The sequence below is a fragment of the Paenibacillus sp. YSY-4.3 genome, assembly GCF_054767475.1.
On sequence record NZ_BAABMC010000003.1, the window covers coordinates 571,675 to 588,807 of the forward strand.

Genomic DNA, 17,133 nt, shown 5'->3' on the forward strand with positions numbered 1-17,133 from the left:
AATTTAACATGTCCCCCCGTCATACTTGCGGCTCCGAAGCATAGAGCTTCCGGAGCCGCATAAATTCCTGCATTGCTGATTTAATAATATTCCCTTACAGAACCGGCATCGCTTGGGACGAGAAGTTGATCGTCTCGAGCATGTTAAGCAGCGCGCGTACCGTATCCAGCGAAGTCATGCAGACGATGCCATTCTCGACTGCTTCCCGGCGAATACGGAATCCATCACGCTCAGGCTCCTTGCCTTTGGTCAGCGTATTGATTACGAAGTGGGCTTCCCCGTTGCGGATCAGATCCAGAATATTCGGAGAACCTTCGCTTAATTTATTTACCGTTGTAACATGAATCTTGGCCTCCTGAAGCGCAGCAGCCGTGCCGCCAGTTGCCAGGATTTTGTAGCCTAGTTTCGAGAAACCGCGAAGGATTTCCACAGCCTCTTCCTTATCTTTGTCTGCAACTGTCGCAATAATCGCGCCAGTGGTTGGAATTCTCATCCCTGCGCCGACAAGCCCTTTATACAAAGCTTTGGCATACTGCGGATCGCGACCCATAACCTCGCCTGTCGATTTCATTTCAGGACCCAGCGTCGGCTCTACGCGGCGCAATTTCGCGAAGGAGAAGACCGGAACCTTAACGGACACGTAATCGGCTTCAGGCCACAGGCCGTCTGTATATCCAAGATCTTTCAGCTTAGTGCCGAGAATACACTGCGTAGCAACGTTGGCCATCGGAATGTTCGTCACTTTGCTTAGGAACGGAACCGTCCGGGAAGAGCGCGGATTGACTTCGATAACGTAGACCTCATTGTTGTAAATGACGAACTGGATGTTAACGAGGCCGACCGTCTTCAATTCGCGGGCAATTTTGATCGTGATTTCCGCAATTTTATTCTTCAATTCGTCAGATACATGCTGCGGTGGATATACCGCTATGGAGTCCCCGGAGTGGACACCCGCTCTCTCGATATGCTCCATGATCCCCGGAATGAGAACAGTCTCCCCGTCGCAGATCGCGTCTACCTCGACTTCTTTGCCGAGCATGTAACGGTCGATAAGCACCGGATGCTGCGGATTGATGTTGACCGCTTCCTCCATGTATTTCATCAATTCTTGGTCAGAGTATACAATTTCCATGGCGCGTCCGCCGAGCACGTAGGATGGGCGGACAAGCACTGGGTAGCCTAGCGCCTGCGCCGTGCCTACAGCTTCATCCACGGAGGTTACCGTGCTGCCTTTAGGCTGGGCAATTTGCAGTTTGGACAGCAGTGCCTCGAACTTCTTCCGGTCCTCAGCCTCATCGATGCTCTCCAGCGATGTTCCGATAATGCGCACTCCAGCCGCCTGAAGCGGTGCCGCCAGGTTAATCGCGGTTTGGCCCCCGAATTGGACGATTACGCCAACCGGCTTCTCCTCTTCAATAACGTTCATGACATCCTCGAAGAAGAGCGGTTCGAAATAGAGTCGGTCGGACGTGTTGAAGTCCGTCGATACCGTCTCCGGGTTGTTGTTAATGATGACCGCTTCATAGCCTGCCTTCTGGATCGCCCAGACGGCATGCACTGTGGAGTAGTCGAATTCAATGCCTTGACCGATCCGGATCGGTCCGGAGCCAAGCACGACGATCTTCTCTTTCTTTGTCTCCACAACTTCGTTTTCGGTCTCATAAGTAGAGTAGTAATACGGCGTGGATGCTTCAAACTCCGCTGCGCACGTATCTACCATTTTGTATACCGGACGCAGGTTGTGCTCTTTGCGGAACTGAGTCACGCTCTCTTCCGTCAGGTGCATTCCCCCTTGCTGGCCCGCCGCGCGCAGTTCAGCGATGGCCCGATCCGTAAAGCCAAGGCGTTTAGCTTCGTATAGTGTTTCGTATGTCAACGTTGGCTCGGATGCAATCTTGTTCTCGAATTGCACGAGGCGCTCGATTTTATCAAGGAACCACCAGTCGATATTCGTTAAATCTTGAATTTGCTGCAGCTTGTAGCCGCGGCGGAACGCTTCGGCGACCAGGAACAGCCTTTCATCGTCCGCCTGAACGAGCCGCTGATCGAGCGTCTCTTGGCTTAGTTGCTCCGTACCTTTCAAATACAAGCGGTGCGTGCCGATTTCTAGGGAGCGAACAGCTTTATGGATCGACTCTTCGAACGTCCGGCCGATCGCCATGACCTCGCCCGTTGCCTTCATTTGCGTTCCCAGCTTGCGGTTCGCATGAATGAATTTATCGAACGGCCAGCGCGGAATTTTACTGACGATATAATCGAGCGTCGGCTCGAAGCAAGCGTAGGTCTGCCCTGTAACCGGGTTGACGATTTCATCCAGCGTGTAGCCAAGCGCAATTTTAGCGGCCATTTTCGCAATCGGGTAGCCCGTTGCCTTGGAGGCCAAAGCGGAAGAACGGCTGACCCGAGGGTTAACTTCGATTACGTAATATTGGAAGCTTTGTGGATCAAGCGCGAACTGTACGTTACATCCGCCTTCGATGTTCAATGCACGGATGATTTTAAGCGATGCAGAGCGCAGCATTTGATACTCGCGATCCGACAAGGTCTGGCTCGGAGCCAGGACGATGCTGTCGCCGGTATGTACGCCGACAGGATCAAAGTTCTCCATATTACATACGACGATGCAGTTATCGTTCGCGTCGCGCATGACTTCGTATTCGATTTCCTTCATGCCGGCGATCGATTTCTCGATCAGGCATTGCCCGATCGGGCTGTAGCGAATCCCGGAAGCGACCGTCTCCTTCAGTTCTGCTTCCGTCGCGCAGATTCCTCCGCCCGTACCGCCAAGCGTATAAGCCGGACGAACGATGACCGGATAGCCGATCTCATCCGCAAAGCGCAGCGCTTCATTTACCGTTGTAATGATGGTACTTTCGGGAACCGGCTGCTCCAGCTCACGCATCAGCTCGCGGAACAAATCGCGGTCCTCCGCTTTCTCGATCGACGTAAGCTGCGTACCGAGCAGCTTCACGTTTTCCTGCTCGAGTACTCCCGCCCGGGCAAGCTCCACCGCCATGTTCAAGCCGGTTTGACCCCCGAGGGTCGGCAGCAATCCGTCCGGACGCTCCTGGCGAATGATCTGGGTAACGAATTCCAGCGTAATCGGTTCAATGTATACTTTATCCGCCATATTCGTGTCGGTCATTATCGTCGCAGGGTTGCTGTTGATAAGGACAACTTCCACGCCTTCTTCCTTCAAGGCTTGGCATGCCTGGGTACCGGCGTAGTCGAATTCGGCCGCTTGACCGATTACGATTGGACCGGAGCCAATGACGAGAATCTTCTTGAGGTCTTTATTGATTGGCATATTAAAGCTCTCCCTTCGCAGCGGCCATAATTTCAGCCTGACGTGATTTTTGCGGATTATTCTGCTTGTGCTCTCTGATCATATCCAGGAACTGGTCAAACAAATAGTTGTTGTCCTGAGGACCTGGCGATGCTTCCGGGTGATATTGCACCGAGAATGCCGGATATTTCTTATGTCTGACGCCTTCGATTGTTTTGTCGTTGTTATTGATGTGCGTGATTTCCAGATCTGTACCGGCAATCGAGGATTCCTTCACCGCGTAGCCGTGGTTCTGAGAGGTAATGTAGCATCTTCCCGTAGCCAGCTCCTTAACCGGATGATTACCGCCGCGATGGCCGAATTTCAGCTTCTCCGTATCTGCCCCGCAGGCCAGGGACAGCAATTGATGCCCTAGGCAAATGCCGAAGATTGGATATTCGCCGAGCAGTTCAGCGATCATTTTCGCGGCATGAGGCACGTCCTTTGGATCGCCAGGGCCGTTGGACAGCTGAATGCCGTCCGGATTAAGCCGGCGAATCTCCTCCGCAGTCGTATCATGCGGCACGATGACCACATCACAGCCGCGCTTGTTCAACTGACGCAGGATTCCGTTCTTCGCCCCGAAATCGACGAGCACGATCCGCTCCTTCGTTCCTGGATTATGGTATAGGAACTTTGTCGATGTGCTGGCCACCTGATTGTGCAGCTCTTCCACGCTGACATCTGTCATCATAGCTTTCAGTTCCTCTACCGATTTGGCAGAAGTCGTGATGATTCCCTTCATTGTGCCGTTCTGGCGAATCTTTCTCGTCAGCATGCGTGTATCGATATCTGAAATTCCAGGAATGCCGTGCTCCTTTAGCAAGTCACCCAGACTGTATTCAGCGCGCCAATTGCTCGGAATCGGCTCGTAGCGGCGTACCACGAGTCCATGAATGGCAGGAACGAGCGATTCGAAATCGTCCCTGGAAATACCGTAGTTGCCGATAAGCGGATAAGTCATCGTCACGATTTGCCCGTAGTAAGAAGGATCGGATACAACTTCCTGATAACCTGTAACTCCCGTATTAAAAACGACCTCACCCGTGAATTCGCCCTCTGCACCAAATGACTTTCCGGTAAACAGCGTGCCGTCCTCCAATAACAATCTTGCCTGCATTTCCCCGCACTCCTTTATGCTCGACTTTGGTATCTATAAATAACTGTATCTATTAATAAATTCAGTATATATATCGTATTGATGAATTATTGCTCCTGCCAGACTACTTTGCCATTAACGATGGTCGTTACGGGCCAGCCTTTGAGCTTCCAACCGCCAAAAGGAGTATTGCGTCCCTTCGAAGCGAACGTCTCCGGATTAACTTCCTGTTCCTTATCGAGATCCACGATCGTCAAATCCGCAGGAGCTCCCTGGTCCAGTCTTCCGGCGGACAACCCAAATACCCGGGCCGGATCAGCCGTCATTCGCTGAACGAGCAGGGACAGATCCCATTTCCCGGTCAAGACGAACTTGGTATACAGAAGCGGAAAAGCCGTCTCGAAGCCGACGATGCCAAACGGCGCCAACTGCATTCCCTTGGCTTTCTCCTCTTCGCTGTGCGGGGCATGGTCCGTTACGATCATGTCGATCGTGCCGTCCTCCAGCGCTTGAATACAAGCTTCGACATCCCGCTGGGAACGAAGCGGCGGATTCATTTTCCAGTTGGCATCAAGGCCCGGAATATCCGTCTCCGCCAGCAGCAGGTGATGCGGACATACCTCCGCCGTCACGCGGATGCCGATCTCCTTCGCTTGTCTGATCAAGCGGATCGATTGCTCCGTACTGACATGGCACACATGGTAATGTACGCCCGTCGCTTCTGCAAGGAGAATGTCGCGTCCCACGTGTATCGCCTCGGACTCGTTCGGGATGCCTTTCAAGCCGTGACGCTTCGCGAACTCCCCTTCATTGACAGGAGCCCCTTCCACCAGCGAGTTATCCTCGCAATGGGCGATAATCGGCATGCCCAGCGACTGGGCGAGGGCCATGGCGTCCTTCATCATTTGCGCGCTTTGCACGCCGACCCCATCGTCCGTGAAGCCAATGGCTCCAGCAGCCTTCAGCGCCGCAAAGTCCGTCAGCTCGCGGCCAAGCTCGCTTTTCGTAATCGCCGCGTAAGGCAGGACGTTGACCAATCCCGCTTCCTCAGCTTTGCTCTTCACCAGCTCGATCGTTTCCGGGGTGTCGATGACCGGGCGCGTGTTCGGCATGCAAGCGATCGTCGTAAAGCCGCCTTTGGCTGCCGATCTAGAACCCGTTTCGATCGTTTCTTTATGTTCATACCCCGGCTCGCGCAAGTGAACGTGCATGTCGATGAAGCCCGGCGTTACCAGCTTGCCTCCCGCATCAATCGCCTGATCCGCGCTCCCTGATCCTTCGCTTCCCGCCTCCGTAAGCTTCTCAATCACTCCGTCGCGGATATATATATCCTTCAGCTGAAGCTGACCGTTTCCGTCCAGTACATTGGCATTCGTAATCTTGAGTAGCATAACTTACCTCCGCTCATTGAGTTGCTATATTCCGTGCTAGGTTATCTGTTCAAATTAAGCTTCTTCACCGTGCAAATGAGGTTAGTGCTTCATCGCCCGTTCCAAAACCGCCATCCGAATCGGGACCCCGTTCTCCATTTGCTTGAAAATGCGGGATTGGTGATGCTCCACGACAATGTCGTCGATCTCTACGTTCCGGTTCACTGGTGCAGGATGCATGATAATTGCGTGAGGGGAGAGGTTCCGTGCCCGCTCCTCCGTCATTCCGTAGTTCACCCGGTACTCTACCGCCGAGCTCATGAATCCTCCTTCATGGCGCTCCAACTGCACGCGAAGCATCATTACCACGTCACTGCTCATCGCCTCGTCGATAGACACGTAAGAAGCATGGCGTTCGAGGTCCGGCGCCTTCATGCTGTCCGGTGCGCAGAATTTCACCTGCGCTCCTAATTTCTGCAGCGCCCACAAATTCGAGCGGGCTACCCGACTGTGCTTGATATCGCCGATGATGGATACCTTGAGTCCTTTCAGTTCGCCAAAATGTTTTCTCATCGTATATACGTCGAGCAGCGCTTGGGTCGGATGCTCATTGTTGCCGTCCCCGGCATTGATGAGTGGAATCGATACTTTCTCGGCGATTTCCTCGAGAACCCCAATCGGCTTGAGACGGATAACTCCGGCATCGATGCCCATTGACTCCAGCGTACGAACTGTATCGTAAATCGATTCACCTTTCTCTACGCTAGATGACGCCGCCGTGAAATTCATTACTTCCGCGCCTAGGCGCTTCTCGGCCATTTCGAAGGAAAAACGCGTCCGGGTGCTGTTCTCAAAAAACATGTTGGAGATGAAACGATCCTTCAAAATCGGAACTACCTTCTCCTTTTGGCTGTCCCAGTGAGCGGCACGATCAAGAAGCCAGTTAATTTCGGCAGTGCTCAAATGCTTCAATCCCAGCAGGCTGCGCTCTTTCAATGCGGAAGCTGTCATCGCCATATCAATTCTCCTCCCGATGGTGCATAATCCGAACCATGTCGCTGCCGTCGATTTCTTGAAGCATAACTTCAATCTCTTCGGACTTGGAGGTTGGAACGTTCTTGCCGATGTAATCCGGCCGGATCGGAAGCTCCCGGTGCCCGCGGTCGGCAAGCACGGCAAGCTGAATGTTCTCCGGACGCCCGCAATCCATGATCGCGTCCATCGCTGCGCGGATCGTGCGTCCCGTGTAAAGAACATCATCGAACAAAATTACTTTCTTGCCATGAACCGGCAGACTGAAGGAATTGACGTTCGTTCCTTCCGCTGTCTTGTTCCGGTCATCCCGGTAGAAGGTCACATCCAACTCACCCCACGGGATGCTTGCCCCTTCGATTTCTTCCAGACGTTCGGCAAGCCGTTTCGCCAGAAAAACACCCCGCGTTTTGATGCCTGCAAGTACGCATCCCTCAATCCCTTTGTTTCGCTCCAATATTTCGTGCGCAATTCTGGTTAATGCCCGCCGAATCGCTGTCTCATCCATAATGACATGTGTCTCAATGCTCATGGGTATTGGCCTCCTAAGATGATAAATTCACCTGGTTCCGTGATAGCGCACAAAAAAACTCCTTGCCTGATACAGGCAAGGAGTCGTTAGCCACAGTAAATGACCATGACTATCATGCGGGTTAGTATTGTGAGATACCCGCACAAAAAAGCGCAGGTCTCCCCATACAACCCATTCACGTTACCTTGCCAGCCTCACGGGACTGAATTAAAGGTGCTATTGATTTAAGAGAATTATGACAGATAGCACCTTATCTTGTCAAGAAGGCAACCTAGGAAAAAATAGGATGAAAATTCTGGATCGGGAGGATTGATGGATGAATGGCCTTACAGAGCCCATAACCAAGAATGTTATTAATAATTATACATAATCATTAATAATTATACAACACTTTATACATTCGACTTTAAAATACGAAACGAATGCTTTCGAGACGCCGTTTGATTTCAGCGATGACTCTTTCCTCCTCCTCCACACCTTCAGCTGCAAACGTCACCGAGAAGCGCACAAAGGCACCAGCATCATCCCATGGTACTGTCGAAATCAACTTGCGGCGAATCAAATACTGCGAGAACTCCTCCGCTGATCCAAAAGCTTCTCCGCCTGCTATTCCCTTAGGTGCCTTTACGTATAGAAAAAAAGAACCCTGCGGCTTCCTCGCCTTAAAGCCGAGATCATTCAGCGCGCTCACGAGCAGTTCATGCCGCCTTAAATATTTAGCTGCGATTGCTTCCGTCAGTTCCGGCTTGGACAAAGCATAGGCCGCCGCCTTCTGAATCGCAATAAACTGTCCCGAATCGCAGTTGTCCTTCACGTCGCTGAACGCTTTGACGATCAGCGGATTCCCCGCGACGAAGCCGATGCGCCAGCCTGTCATATTATACGACTTGGATAAAGAGTGCAGCTCCACGCCGACGTCTTTGGCCCCCGGCACGGCTAGGAAGCTGAGCGGCTTCTGCCCGTCATACGTCAGTGCTGCATAGGGGGCATCATGAATGACGATGACGTTGTATTTTTTCGCCCAGCAGACAACTTCGGCAAAAAAATCGACACTCGCGCAAGCACCCGTCGGATTATTCGGATAATTCAAATAGAGCAGCTTCGCTTGCTGGGCAATCTTTTCAGGAATTGCCGCAAGATCGGGCAGGAAGCCATTCTCCTCTGTAAGCGATACGTTATATACTTCCCCGCCCAAATATTTTGTATGAGTTCCCAGCACCGGATACCCCGGAACCGTCATGATCGCCAAATCGCCCGGATTGATGAAGCAGTACGGAAGCATCGCCAGCGCCGGCTTGGAGCCTATCGAATGCACGATTTCCGCTGCCGGATCGATGTCCTGCACGCCGAATACGTCCCATAAATATCGCGCTGCGGCTTCCTTGAACTCGGCTATGCCATTATCGGCATACCCCCTGTTCTCCGGCTTCGCCGCCTCTGCCGCCAATCTCGCCACGATGGTTCCATCGGCCATCTCATCCGGTTCGCCTACGCCCAGATCAATCAGTTCCATATCGGGGAACTCTGCTCTGGCTGCGGCTTTGGCCCGTTTGATTTTCTCGAATTTATAGATCGCTGTATCCTTTCCGTAATCCGCACCGCCGATTCTTTCCGCGAACTGCCGCTGAATAAAAGTTTCTTTGCCCGGTTTCGAATTTATTGTTTTTACCGTCATAGTTATCCATCCCCTTCATCCGTCTGTCGTTATATGATGCTTGATACCCGCAGGCCATGGAATGGATAAATCAGGTTATCCTTTGCATTTTTCACCGGAACTGCAAACCAGAACGCAAAAAACACCTTCTGACTTATCGGTCACGCAAGCCCGATCTCTAGTCAGAAGGTGTTAACGTATTGATTATGTTCAGCCGCAAACAGCAAATTTAGCGGGTTCGCAGCGAATGAAGCAAATCTTCCATATCCGCAGGAAGCGGAGCCGTAAATTCCTTGTACTCGGCAGTGGAAGGATGTACAAAACCAAGAACCGCGGCATGCAGCGCTTGTCCGTTGAATTTTAAGCCTTTGCTTTTCCCGTACATCGGATCGCCTACCAGCGGATGACCGATAAACTTCATGTGCACACGGATTTGATGAGTCCTTCCGGTCTCCAGCTTCAACTCCATCAGCGTATAATCCCCGAACCGCTCCATCACGTGAAAATGGGTCACCGCATGCTTGCTGTTGCGATCGATGACGGTGTACATTTTGCGGTCGTGAGGGTCACGTCCAATCGGAGCGTCCACCGTCCCCTGATCATGGCTCAGATTGCCGTGAACCAGCGCCAAGTATCTCCGTGTCACCGAATGCTCCTTCAGTTGAGCTGCCAGCGAAGCATGGGACTTATCGTTCTTCGCTGCCATGATCAGCCCCGACGTGTCCTTGTCGATCCGATGGACAATCCCCGGACGCAGCTCGCCATTAATGCCCGACAAATCCTTGCAGTGCGCCATCAGCGCATTGACAAGCGTGCCGGAAGAATGCCCGGGAGCAGGATGGACGACCATGCCCCGTGGTTTATTGACCACAATGACATCGCTGTCCTCATAGTAAATATCCAGCGGAATTTCCTCTGGAACAATTTCCACGGACTCCGCCTCAGGGATGGTAAGCGTAATGCGGTCCCCAGAAGCTAGCTTATAGTTCGTTTTTACGGAAGCGCCGTTAACAAGCACGGCCCCGCCCTCAATCCAAATTTGGATTTGGGTCCGTGAGGTATTGTCGCCCAGCTGCTCCTTCACGAATTTATCGATCCGCGCCTTAGCCGCCGCTTCGTCTATATGCCATTCCATTTCGTTATCCTCTGCATTTTCGTATGATGTCAATTCATTCATGTCTTATCCTCTTGCTCGGTCACAACAGCCGTAGCCTGTTTCTCCCGCTTCATTTCCAGGAATGAGTCCAGCACGATCATCCCAAAGCCGATCACGATCGAGGAATCCGCCACGTTAAAAATTGGAAACGTATAACTGCCGAAATTGAACTGCAGGAAGTCGACGACTTCACCGGTCAGCAGCCGATCCAGGAAATTACCCAGCGTTCCGCCTAGGACGAGCGAAAGCGCGACAGGGAGCAGTTTGTTGGAGGAACGTTTCACTTTTTGTAAATACCAAATAACGCCTATAACGACGATGACCGTGAATATGATAAAGAACCAACGCTGATTCTCCAAAATTCCAAAAGCCGCGCCACGGTTGCGATGCGAAGTAATCAGAAAAAAGTCTCCAATAATGGGAATCTGCTCCCCTATGGCCATACGCGTAGCTATCAAATACTTCGTGCCCTGATCGACCAGGAAAACAATTAACGCTATCAAAAAATAAATCATGCGGCAAAGTCACCTCGTTTTTCATTTCCCCCGCATCAGCCGGCGGTAGGATTAACCACATGTAAGCACTGTATATTGTAGCACAGCAGGAATTAAGTCGTCCATGTAAGATAGTATTTTCCGTAGGTAAATCGTCGTGGTTTGACGCAAAATAAAGCTATGTTCAATGCCCATGCGACTACTCGGGCCGAAAGGAGACCTGACCTCATATGCCTCACCTAACCAAGCAGCTTCTTGCGGAGCTGGAAGCCCAGCTGCGCTCCGAGCAGCAGTCCATCGAAACCAAACTGTCCGCCAACGACCACTACGGCTTGAACGGAAGCATCCGCGACAATACAAGTGAGCTAAGCGCGATCGACAATCACCCTGGCGATATCGGGACAGAGGTGTTCGAACGCGGTAAAGACGTCGCTCTGATCAATCATGATGAATTGCGGTTAACCCGCGTAAAGGACGCATTGGATCGGATTGCTGCAGGAACCTACGGCCATTGCCAGACGTGCGACCAGCCGATCGATATTGAACGTCTTAAAGCCCTTCCCGAGACAGCTTACTGCAAAGAACATAGTCCACAGTCCAAAGTATCAAGGGACCGGCCTGTAGAAGAGCTAGTGCTGTACCCGCCGTTCGGCCGAACGAGCCTGGACGAGCGCGCCGACGAAACCGAGTTTGACGGTGAGGATGCCTGGCAGATCGTCGAAAGCTATGGTACCTCGAACTCCCCCGCCATGGCGGAAGAAGATGAAGTCGATGATTACAATGATATGGAAATTGAAGCCAGCAATGAATTGGACGGATTTGTCGAACCGTATGAAAGTTTTGTCGCTACAGATATTTACGGCCGTAACGTCGTTTTTTATCGCAACGGCCAATACCGCAAGCATATGAGTGCCACGGAACATCTGGAAAGCGAGGATTCGCTTGGCGACGGACCGAACATTTACTGAAGCTGCAGGAGCCTAGACTAAAACGTTTTGAGCTCCAGTTGGCGCTGAACGATTCGGACGATATCGGCGATATAGTCCCCGATGATCGGCAGATTGAGCGCCCCCAGAATTTGCAGTAAATAAATGATCGTGGCCGCAAAAAAAGTGAACCCGATCGCAATCCCGACCCCTCTTGCCGTACCAGCAAGAACGTTGCGCCAAATGAGGCTCCATGGATGGTACAGCAGCTCGGCATATTCAATGATCCGCGATTGCTCGAGCTGCTGCGCCAATTTTAGAGTCAAGTCATGCACGGCGTTCATTTTTTCTTCCATTGTATCAGATATATTATCATCGCCTTCCGGTCTTTGCTGAATCATGCGGGCTATCCCATCCTTTACTGAAGTCAGCGCTTAGAGGCCATTTATTGGTGAATTGAACACAAACGAGCCAGGCTCCCTTGAATCGTCAAGGGAAAAACCTGAGCTCGTTTGTGCTTGAGTTCTAAATATTATGACCTTCCACCCGGGCTGACATACAGTGATTAACCCTTGATTTGAATTCCGATCTTCTTCGTCCCGAGATCTGCGATTTCAGCTTCGCCGTCCGGCTTGCCGAACGTCACATCCGTGATCAGGACGTTATCACGCAGCACCTGCTCAAATGCCTCGATTGCCGCTTGTAGCTCATCGTCCACATCCAGGATCAGATGCACTCGTTTCTCGATCGGCAGATCCAACTTCTTGCGGGTATCCTGAACGGCGCGAACGACCTCGCGCACCCAGCCCTCCTGCTCAAGTTCCGGCGTAATATCGGTATTGAGCGCTACCGTAATGCCATAACCCGATGCAGAAGCAAATCCCGGCTTCGCCTGCTTGTCGATCAGCAGCTCATCCGCCGTGATCTGCAGTTCTTCCCCTTCCGGAGAAGTGACATTGATCGCTCCGCTTTCTACTGCTTGGCGGGTATCCTCCGGCGCCAGTCCTTTCAAGAAGCCCTGCAAGAATCCTACGTTTTTACCGTATTTCTTACCGGCCACCTTCAAATTCAGCTTCAGCGTAAAATCGACGAATCCGCTGTCGCTCGTCTCCAGCTCAATTTGCTTGACGTTGATCTCGTCCTTGATGATTCCCTCGTATTCGGCCACCGCAAAATCGTGATCCATCGAGACGATCAGGCTCGTCAGCGGCTGGCGGGTTTTGATTCCGGTCTCGTTCCGCACGTTGCGGGCCAGCTCGACGATCTGGCGCGCTGCCTCCATATCTTTCTCCAGCTTCTCGTCGATCAGCGCTTCGTCAGCCTTTGGATAATCATCCAAATGTACGCTCTCGCCGCCGCTAAGATTCGTATAAATATCTTCTGCCAGTAGCGGCGTATATGGCGCCATCAGCTTGGAGAGCGTCAGCAGCACGTGAATCAAGGTCTGATAAGCGGATACCTTATCCTCCCCAAGCCCGCTGCCCCAGAAACGGTCGCGCGAACGGCGGATATACCAGTTGCTCAGTTCATCGATAAAGCCTTCGATCGCTTTGGCCGGATTCAGGAAGTCGTTTACGGCGAGCCCCTTATCGACAACCTGGATCAGGCTGTTTAGTCGGGAGAGAATCCAACGGTCCAGCTTGCTCTCCGAAGGGCGGAATTCATGCTCCTCCGGCTTGAATCCGTCGATTGCCGCATACAGCGTCAGGAAAGAATGTGTATTCACCAGTGTATCTACGACTTTGGATTTCGCCTCGGCAACGATTCCCTTCGAGAAGCGTTTGCTGTTCCAAGGCGCGCTGTCGGACAGCAGGGCCCAGCGGAAAGCGTCCGCTCCGAATTCGTTGATAATATCCCAAGGATCAATGACATTCCCCTTGGATTTGGACATTTTCTGCCCGTTTTCGTCGAGAATATGCCCCGTCGAAATGACAGCCTTATAAGGAGCCTTGCCATTAAATAGCGTCGATACGGCAAGCAAGCTGTAGAACCAGCCACGCGTCTGATCGATTCCTTCGCAAATCATATCGGCCGGGTACTGCTCCTCGAATACCTTTTTATCGCCAAATGGGTAGTGATACTGAGCGAACGGCATCGAGCCGCTGTCGAACCAGACGTCGATCACCTCGGATGTACGCTCCATGACTCCGCCATCGCAATGTGGGCAATGCAGCTTCACCTCATCCACATACGGCTTGTGCAATTCAAGATCCTCGGCTATATGGCCAACGGCATGATCGCGCAAATCCTTATGGCTCGAAGGAGCGTACTCGCCTTTACAGGAGCTGCACACCCAGACATTCAGCGGCGTGCCCCAATAACGGTTGCGGCTGATGTTCCAATCGACGAGATCCTCGAGGAACTTGCCGAAACGGCCTTCGCGGATATGTCCCGGGTACCACTGCACGCTATTGTTGTTGGCGATCAATTGATCCTTCACCGCGGTCGTCTCAATGAACCAGCTCTCCATAGCATAGTAAAGCAGCGGTGATTTACAGCGCCAGCAGAAAGGATAGCTGTGCTCGTATTTCTCTTTGGAATACAGCAGGCCCCGCTCGGACAGCCATTTGACGATATCGAGATCGCAGTCTTTCACGAAGCGGCCGGCAAATTCCGTCACATCGTCCGTATAGCGTCCTTGCGTATTCACGACGCTGACGAACTCCACCTTATTCTCGCGGCATACTTTGTAGTCATCTTCACCATGAGCAGGAGCCATATGAACGATTCCTGTACCGCTCGCATCCGTTACGAAATTAGCGCCAAGAATCACGAGTCCGTTCTCCGGCGACACGTAGCTAAACGGCGGAGTATAAGACTTGCCGACAAGCTCGGCCCCTTTCAGCGTCGACAAAATCTCAAAATCGCCTTTGAGCACGTCATCCGCTAGGTTTTTGGCAACGATATAGACGCCGTCTTCCTGCTTCGCACGAACGTATTCCAATTCCGGATTCACGGCAAGGGCCACATGCGCAGGCAGCGTCCAAGGCGTCGTCGTCCAGGCAAGCACATATTCGCCGCTGTCCTTAAGCTTGAATTTCGCCGTAGCGCTCAAATCCTTTACATCTTCATAGCCTTGAGCGACTTCATGGGAGCTGAGTGTCGTTTGGCAGCATGGGCAGTACGGGCTGACGCGATGACCGCGGTACAGCAGCCCCTTCTGGTGAATCGTAGATAAAATGTTCCACACGCTTTCGATATACGAATTTTGCAAAGTGATGTACGGGTTATCGAGATCTGTCCAGTAAGCGATCCCTTCCGTCAATTCACGCCATTGCTTCTCGTATTCGAACACGCTATCCTTACACTTCTTCACGAACTTCTCGATGCCGTACTTTTCGATTTCCTGTTTTCCGGAAATGCCCAGCTGCTTCTCAACGCCGAGCTCGACCGGCAATCCGTGCGTATCCCAGCCGGCTTTGCGGACTACGCGATAACCGTTCATCGTCTGGTAACGGCCGATGAAGTCCTTGATTACACGGCCTAGAACGTGGCCGATATGCGGAGCGCCGTTCGCGGTAGGCGGGCCTTCATAGAATACATAGTTCGGCCGGCCTTCGCGGTTTTCCATACTGCGCTTGAAGGTACTCTCCTGCTTCCATTTGGCCAGGATGCGCTGATCGCGGGCTCGCGCTGGCTCTTTGACATCTACTTTTCTCATTTTGTAGCGACTTCCTTTCAATCCGTATTATTAACTTAAATTTTGAACTAACTTCAACAACCTCTATGGGCAACAAAAAAAGCCCCGCCCCCAAAAGGGACGAGACTCTGATCTCGCGTTACCACCCTTGTTCCACGCGCTTCCAGTCCGGAATACTCCGACTCAGACGGCATGGCACTTTGATCCCATACGCTTCATATGGGGCCGGTGTAACGGCCGGCAGCCGGATAAAGCTTACGCTTCCCATAACGGAAATCTCAGCTCATCTTCTCCGGGACGATATTCCGTCTGTGTCTTGAACGTTGACTCGCAGCAAATCGTCAACTCTCTGAGAACAAAATCACAGCGTACTGGTTCCCATCATCAAATCCATATACACGATTTAATATGTCTATAGTTATAACTTATGATGCCCCGCTCTGTCAATAAGGCGGACAACTTAGTAAATTTCCTTAATTTCACGGTCGCGTTCGCGATCGCGATCCTCAAGCCGATCCCGATCTTCAAGCGACTCCCAGCCATCATGGCTGAGCAGATCGAGCTGAGCCTCGACCAGCGTGCGAAAACGGGCCCGATAAATCGAGGCCTGCTTCTTCAGCTCCTCGACTTCCATAGCGATTTTGCGCGATTTCACCAGCGACTCATTAACGATTCGATCCGCGTTCTTCTCGGCTTCCTTTACGATGAGCTGCGCTTCCTTCTTCGCGTTGTTCCTCACTTCATCCGCCGCTTCCTGCGCCACGATGATCGTCTTGCTAAGCGTTTCTTCAATATTTGCAAAATGATCCAGCCGCTCCTGCACAGTCAACAGTTGACTCTGGAGCTCCTTATTCTCCCGGATCACGATCTCGTAATCTTTGATCACCTGATCGAGAAATTCATTGACTTCATCTTCATCGTAACCGCGAATACGTCTGGAAAATTCTTTGTTATGTATATCCAGCGGCGTTAATGGCATGTTGCGCACCTCCTAGAAAATTCGAAGCTTCTGTTAAGGTTGTTCAAAAACTCCCCCTTTGAACAAACATTAAACTCAGAAGCATTACAGCACAAGTGTTGTTGTTAAATTCGACAGGAATCCCCGAACTCCTGCAAAGCTTTCACACAAATTTACCGATTCGGACACGGTGTCTGCCCTTTTTCGTCATGCCGTCCGCCTCCAACACCTTGAATCTGCCGAATCCTTGGAGCGCTACTATATCGCCCGGTTTCAACGATTTGGACGGATCCTCCTCCGTCTTCCAGTTCACCCGGCAGCGTCCCGCCTTGATCGGCACGACGATTTTACTGCGGCTCAAACGGAACACGTCGCTAGCGATCCCGTCCAAACGTAAAGAAGCCACCGTAATATCCAGCGGCTCAAGCACAGCGTCTGCCGTTCTAAGCGCCTCGAGTCCCAGCACATCGGTCGCGACGCTTACCCGGTGCACCTGACGAAGATTCATATCCAGGAAGGCGGAGATTTCCTCGGCCACAATCACATGGCACCCGTCTTCGCGGACATGAATGTCGCCGATTTTATCCCTTTTGAGCCCGAGTCCCAGAATGGCTCCCAAATAATCGCCGTGCTGAAGCGAAGCCAGCTTCTGATCATCCGAAGTGATGCTGAGCACCTTCATGTTCATGGGTTCCGCCTCAATTTCCCGATAATCAGGTGCGATCAGCGCTCTCCTCCGCTCCGCTTCCGGAAAGCCTCCATCCAAACGGATGCTGACGTCGGCGTGACGGTTCGCGAGATTCTCCACGATATGGCATTGCCGTGGATCCAGGAAGTCGCTTAATTTCACCTCATGATAATCCCCTGCATTTACGACCCACTCCCAGGCCCGGTCAACGAACGGGCGCTCCTCCGGGAGAAAATGTTCATAGATGTTAGCCCGCATA

13 protein-coding genes and 1 other annotated feature are annotated in these 17,133 nt (G+C 52.0%); of the genes, 1 reads left to right on the forward strand and 12 read right to left on the reverse strand.

The window, feature by feature from the left end; all coding sequences use genetic code 11:
* Positions 1 to 94: 94 nt before the first annotated feature.
* From carB to lspA, 8 genes are all read right to left on the reverse strand, one after another.
* The gene (gene carB / locus ACYUJT_RS13470; RefSeq protein ID WP_460322849.1) at positions 95 to 3,307 is read right to left on the reverse strand and encodes a carbamoyl-phosphate synthase large subunit; all 3,213 of its coding nucleotides are present in this window, start codon (positions 3,305 to 3,307) and stop codon (positions 95 to 97) included.
* 1 nt (position 3,308) lies between these two features.
* Positions 3,309 to 4,445 (reverse strand): glutamine-hydrolyzing carbamoyl-phosphate synthase small subunit, encoded by a 1,137-nt coding sequence (carA, locus tag ACYUJT_RS13475; RefSeq protein WP_460322852.1) that lies wholly within the window; start codon positions 4,443 to 4,445, stop codon positions 3,309 to 3,311.
* An 86-nt stretch (positions 4,446 to 4,531) separates the two neighbouring features.
* Positions 4,532 to 5,815 (reverse strand): dihydroorotase, encoded by a 1,284-nt coding sequence (locus tag ACYUJT_RS13480; protein ID WP_460322854.1) that lies wholly within the window; start codon positions 5,813 to 5,815, stop codon positions 4,532 to 4,534.
* Positions 5,816 to 5,896: 81 nt separating this feature from the next.
* Positions 5,897 to 6,811, reverse strand: a complete 915-nt coding sequence (locus tag ACYUJT_RS13485; protein WP_460322856.1) for an aspartate carbamoyltransferase catalytic subunit — start codon at positions 6,809 to 6,811, stop codon at positions 5,897 to 5,899.
* A gap of 1 nt (position 6,812) precedes the next feature.
* Positions 6,813 to 7,358 (reverse strand): bifunctional pyr operon transcriptional regulator/uracil phosphoribosyltransferase PyrR, encoded by a 546-nt coding sequence (gene pyrR / locus ACYUJT_RS13490; protein ID WP_460322858.1) that lies wholly within the window; start codon positions 7,356 to 7,358, stop codon positions 6,813 to 6,815.
* A gap of 406 nt (positions 7,359 to 7,764) precedes the next feature.
* Positions 7,765 to 9,033 (reverse strand): LL-diaminopimelate aminotransferase, encoded by a 1,269-nt coding sequence (locus ACYUJT_RS13495; RefSeq protein WP_460322860.1) that lies wholly within the window; start codon positions 9,031 to 9,033, stop codon positions 7,765 to 7,767.
* A 208-nt stretch (positions 9,034 to 9,241) separates the two neighbouring features.
* Positions 9,242 to 10,147, reverse strand: a complete 906-nt coding sequence (locus ACYUJT_RS13500; protein ID WP_460323317.1) for an RluA family pseudouridine synthase — start codon at positions 10,145 to 10,147, stop codon at positions 9,242 to 9,244.
* 38 nt (positions 10,148 to 10,185) lie between these two features.
* Positions 10,186 to 10,683 carry a signal peptidase II gene (lspA, locus tag ACYUJT_RS13505; RefSeq protein WP_460322862.1) on the reverse strand — a complete coding sequence of 166 codons (498 nt, stop codon included), beginning with the start codon at positions 10,681 to 10,683 and terminating at the stop codon, positions 10,186 to 10,188.
* A 209-nt stretch (positions 10,684 to 10,892) separates the two neighbouring features.
* Here lspA and ACYUJT_RS13510 point away from each other — a divergent pair, with 209 nt between their 5' ends.
* Positions 10,893 to 11,630 (forward strand): TraR/DksA C4-type zinc finger protein, encoded by a 738-nt coding sequence (locus ACYUJT_RS13510; RefSeq protein ID WP_460322864.1) that lies wholly within the window; start codon positions 10,893 to 10,895, stop codon positions 11,628 to 11,630.
* A 17-nt stretch (positions 11,631 to 11,647) separates the two neighbouring features.
* Here ACYUJT_RS13510 and ACYUJT_RS13515 read toward each other — a convergent pair whose 3' ends face one another.
* The 4 genes from ACYUJT_RS13515 to ACYUJT_RS13530 all read right to left on the reverse strand — a co-directional run bounded on the left by ACYUJT_RS13515 (position 11,648) and on the right by ACYUJT_RS13530 (position 17,132).
* On the reverse strand, positions 11,648 to 11,944 hold the full coding sequence (locus ACYUJT_RS13515) for a DUF5665 domain-containing protein (RefSeq protein ID WP_460323319.1): 297 nt from the start codon (positions 11,942 to 11,944) through the stop codon (positions 11,648 to 11,650).
* 209 nt (positions 11,945 to 12,153) lie between these two features.
* On the reverse strand, positions 12,154 to 15,249 hold the full coding sequence (ileS, locus tag ACYUJT_RS13520) for an isoleucine--tRNA ligase (protein ID WP_460322867.1): 3,096 nt from the start codon (positions 15,247 to 15,249) through the stop codon (positions 12,154 to 12,156).
* Between the two features lie 92 nt (positions 15,250 to 15,341).
* Positions 15,342 to 15,622: a binding site (T-box leader), on the reverse strand.
* A gap of 66 nt (positions 15,623 to 15,688) precedes the next feature.
* A complete protein-coding gene (locus ACYUJT_RS13525) occupies positions 15,689 to 16,207 on the reverse strand; it encodes a DivIVA domain-containing protein (protein ID WP_460322869.1) in 519 nt (172 codons plus the stop codon).
* A gap of 142 nt (positions 16,208 to 16,349) precedes the next feature.
* On the reverse strand, positions 16,350 to 17,132 hold the full coding sequence (locus ACYUJT_RS13530; RefSeq protein ID WP_460322871.1) for a YlmH family RNA-binding protein: 783 nt from the start codon (positions 17,130 to 17,132) through the stop codon (positions 16,350 to 16,352).
* Position 17,133 lies beyond the last annotated feature (1 nt).

Coding starts and splice junctions, on each gene's coding strand:
- carB (WP_460322849.1), bottom strand. CDS start 3,307: ATGCCAATCAATAAAGACCTCAAGAAGATTCTCGTCATTGGCTCCGGT.
- carA (WP_460322852.1), bottom strand. CDS start 4,445: ATGCAGGCAAGATTGTTATTGGAGGACGGCACGCTGTTTACCGGAAAG.
- ACYUJT_RS13480 (WP_460322854.1), bottom strand. CDS start 5,815: ATGCTACTCAAGATTACGAATGCCAATGTACTGGACGGAAACGGTCAG.
- ACYUJT_RS13485 (WP_460322856.1), bottom strand. CDS start 6,811: ATGGCGATGACAGCTTCCGCATTGAAAGAGCGCAGCCTGCTGGGATTG.
- pyrR (WP_460322858.1), bottom strand. CDS start 7,358: ATGAGCATTGAGACACATGTCATTATGGATGAGACAGCGATTCGGCGG.
- ACYUJT_RS13495 (WP_460322860.1), bottom strand. CDS start 9,033: ATGACGGTAAAAACAATAAATTCGAAACCGGGCAAAGAAACTTTTATT.
- ACYUJT_RS13500 (WP_460323317.1), bottom strand. CDS start 10,147: ATGGAATGGCATATAGACGAAGCGGCGGCTAAGGCGCGGATCGATAAA.
- lspA (WP_460322862.1), bottom strand. CDS start 10,683: ATGATTTATTTTTTGATAGCGTTAATTGTTTTCCTGGTCGATCAGGGC.
- ACYUJT_RS13510 (WP_460322864.1), top strand. CDS start 10,893: ATGCCTCACCTAACCAAGCAGCTTCTTGCGGAGCTGGAAGCCCAGCTG.
- ACYUJT_RS13515 (WP_460323319.1), bottom strand. CDS start 11,944: ATGGAAGAAAAAATGAACGCCGTGCATGACTTGACTCTAAAATTGGCG.
- ileS (WP_460322867.1), bottom strand. CDS start 15,249: ATGAGAAAAGTAGATGTCAAAGAGCCAGCGCGAGCCCGCGATCAGCGC.
- ACYUJT_RS13525 (WP_460322869.1), bottom strand. CDS start 16,207: ATGCCATTAACGCCGCTGGATATACATAACAAAGAATTTTCCAGACGT.
- ACYUJT_RS13530 (WP_460322871.1), bottom strand. CDS start 17,132: ATGCGGGCTAACATCTATGAACATTTTCTCCCGGAGGAGCGCCCGTTC.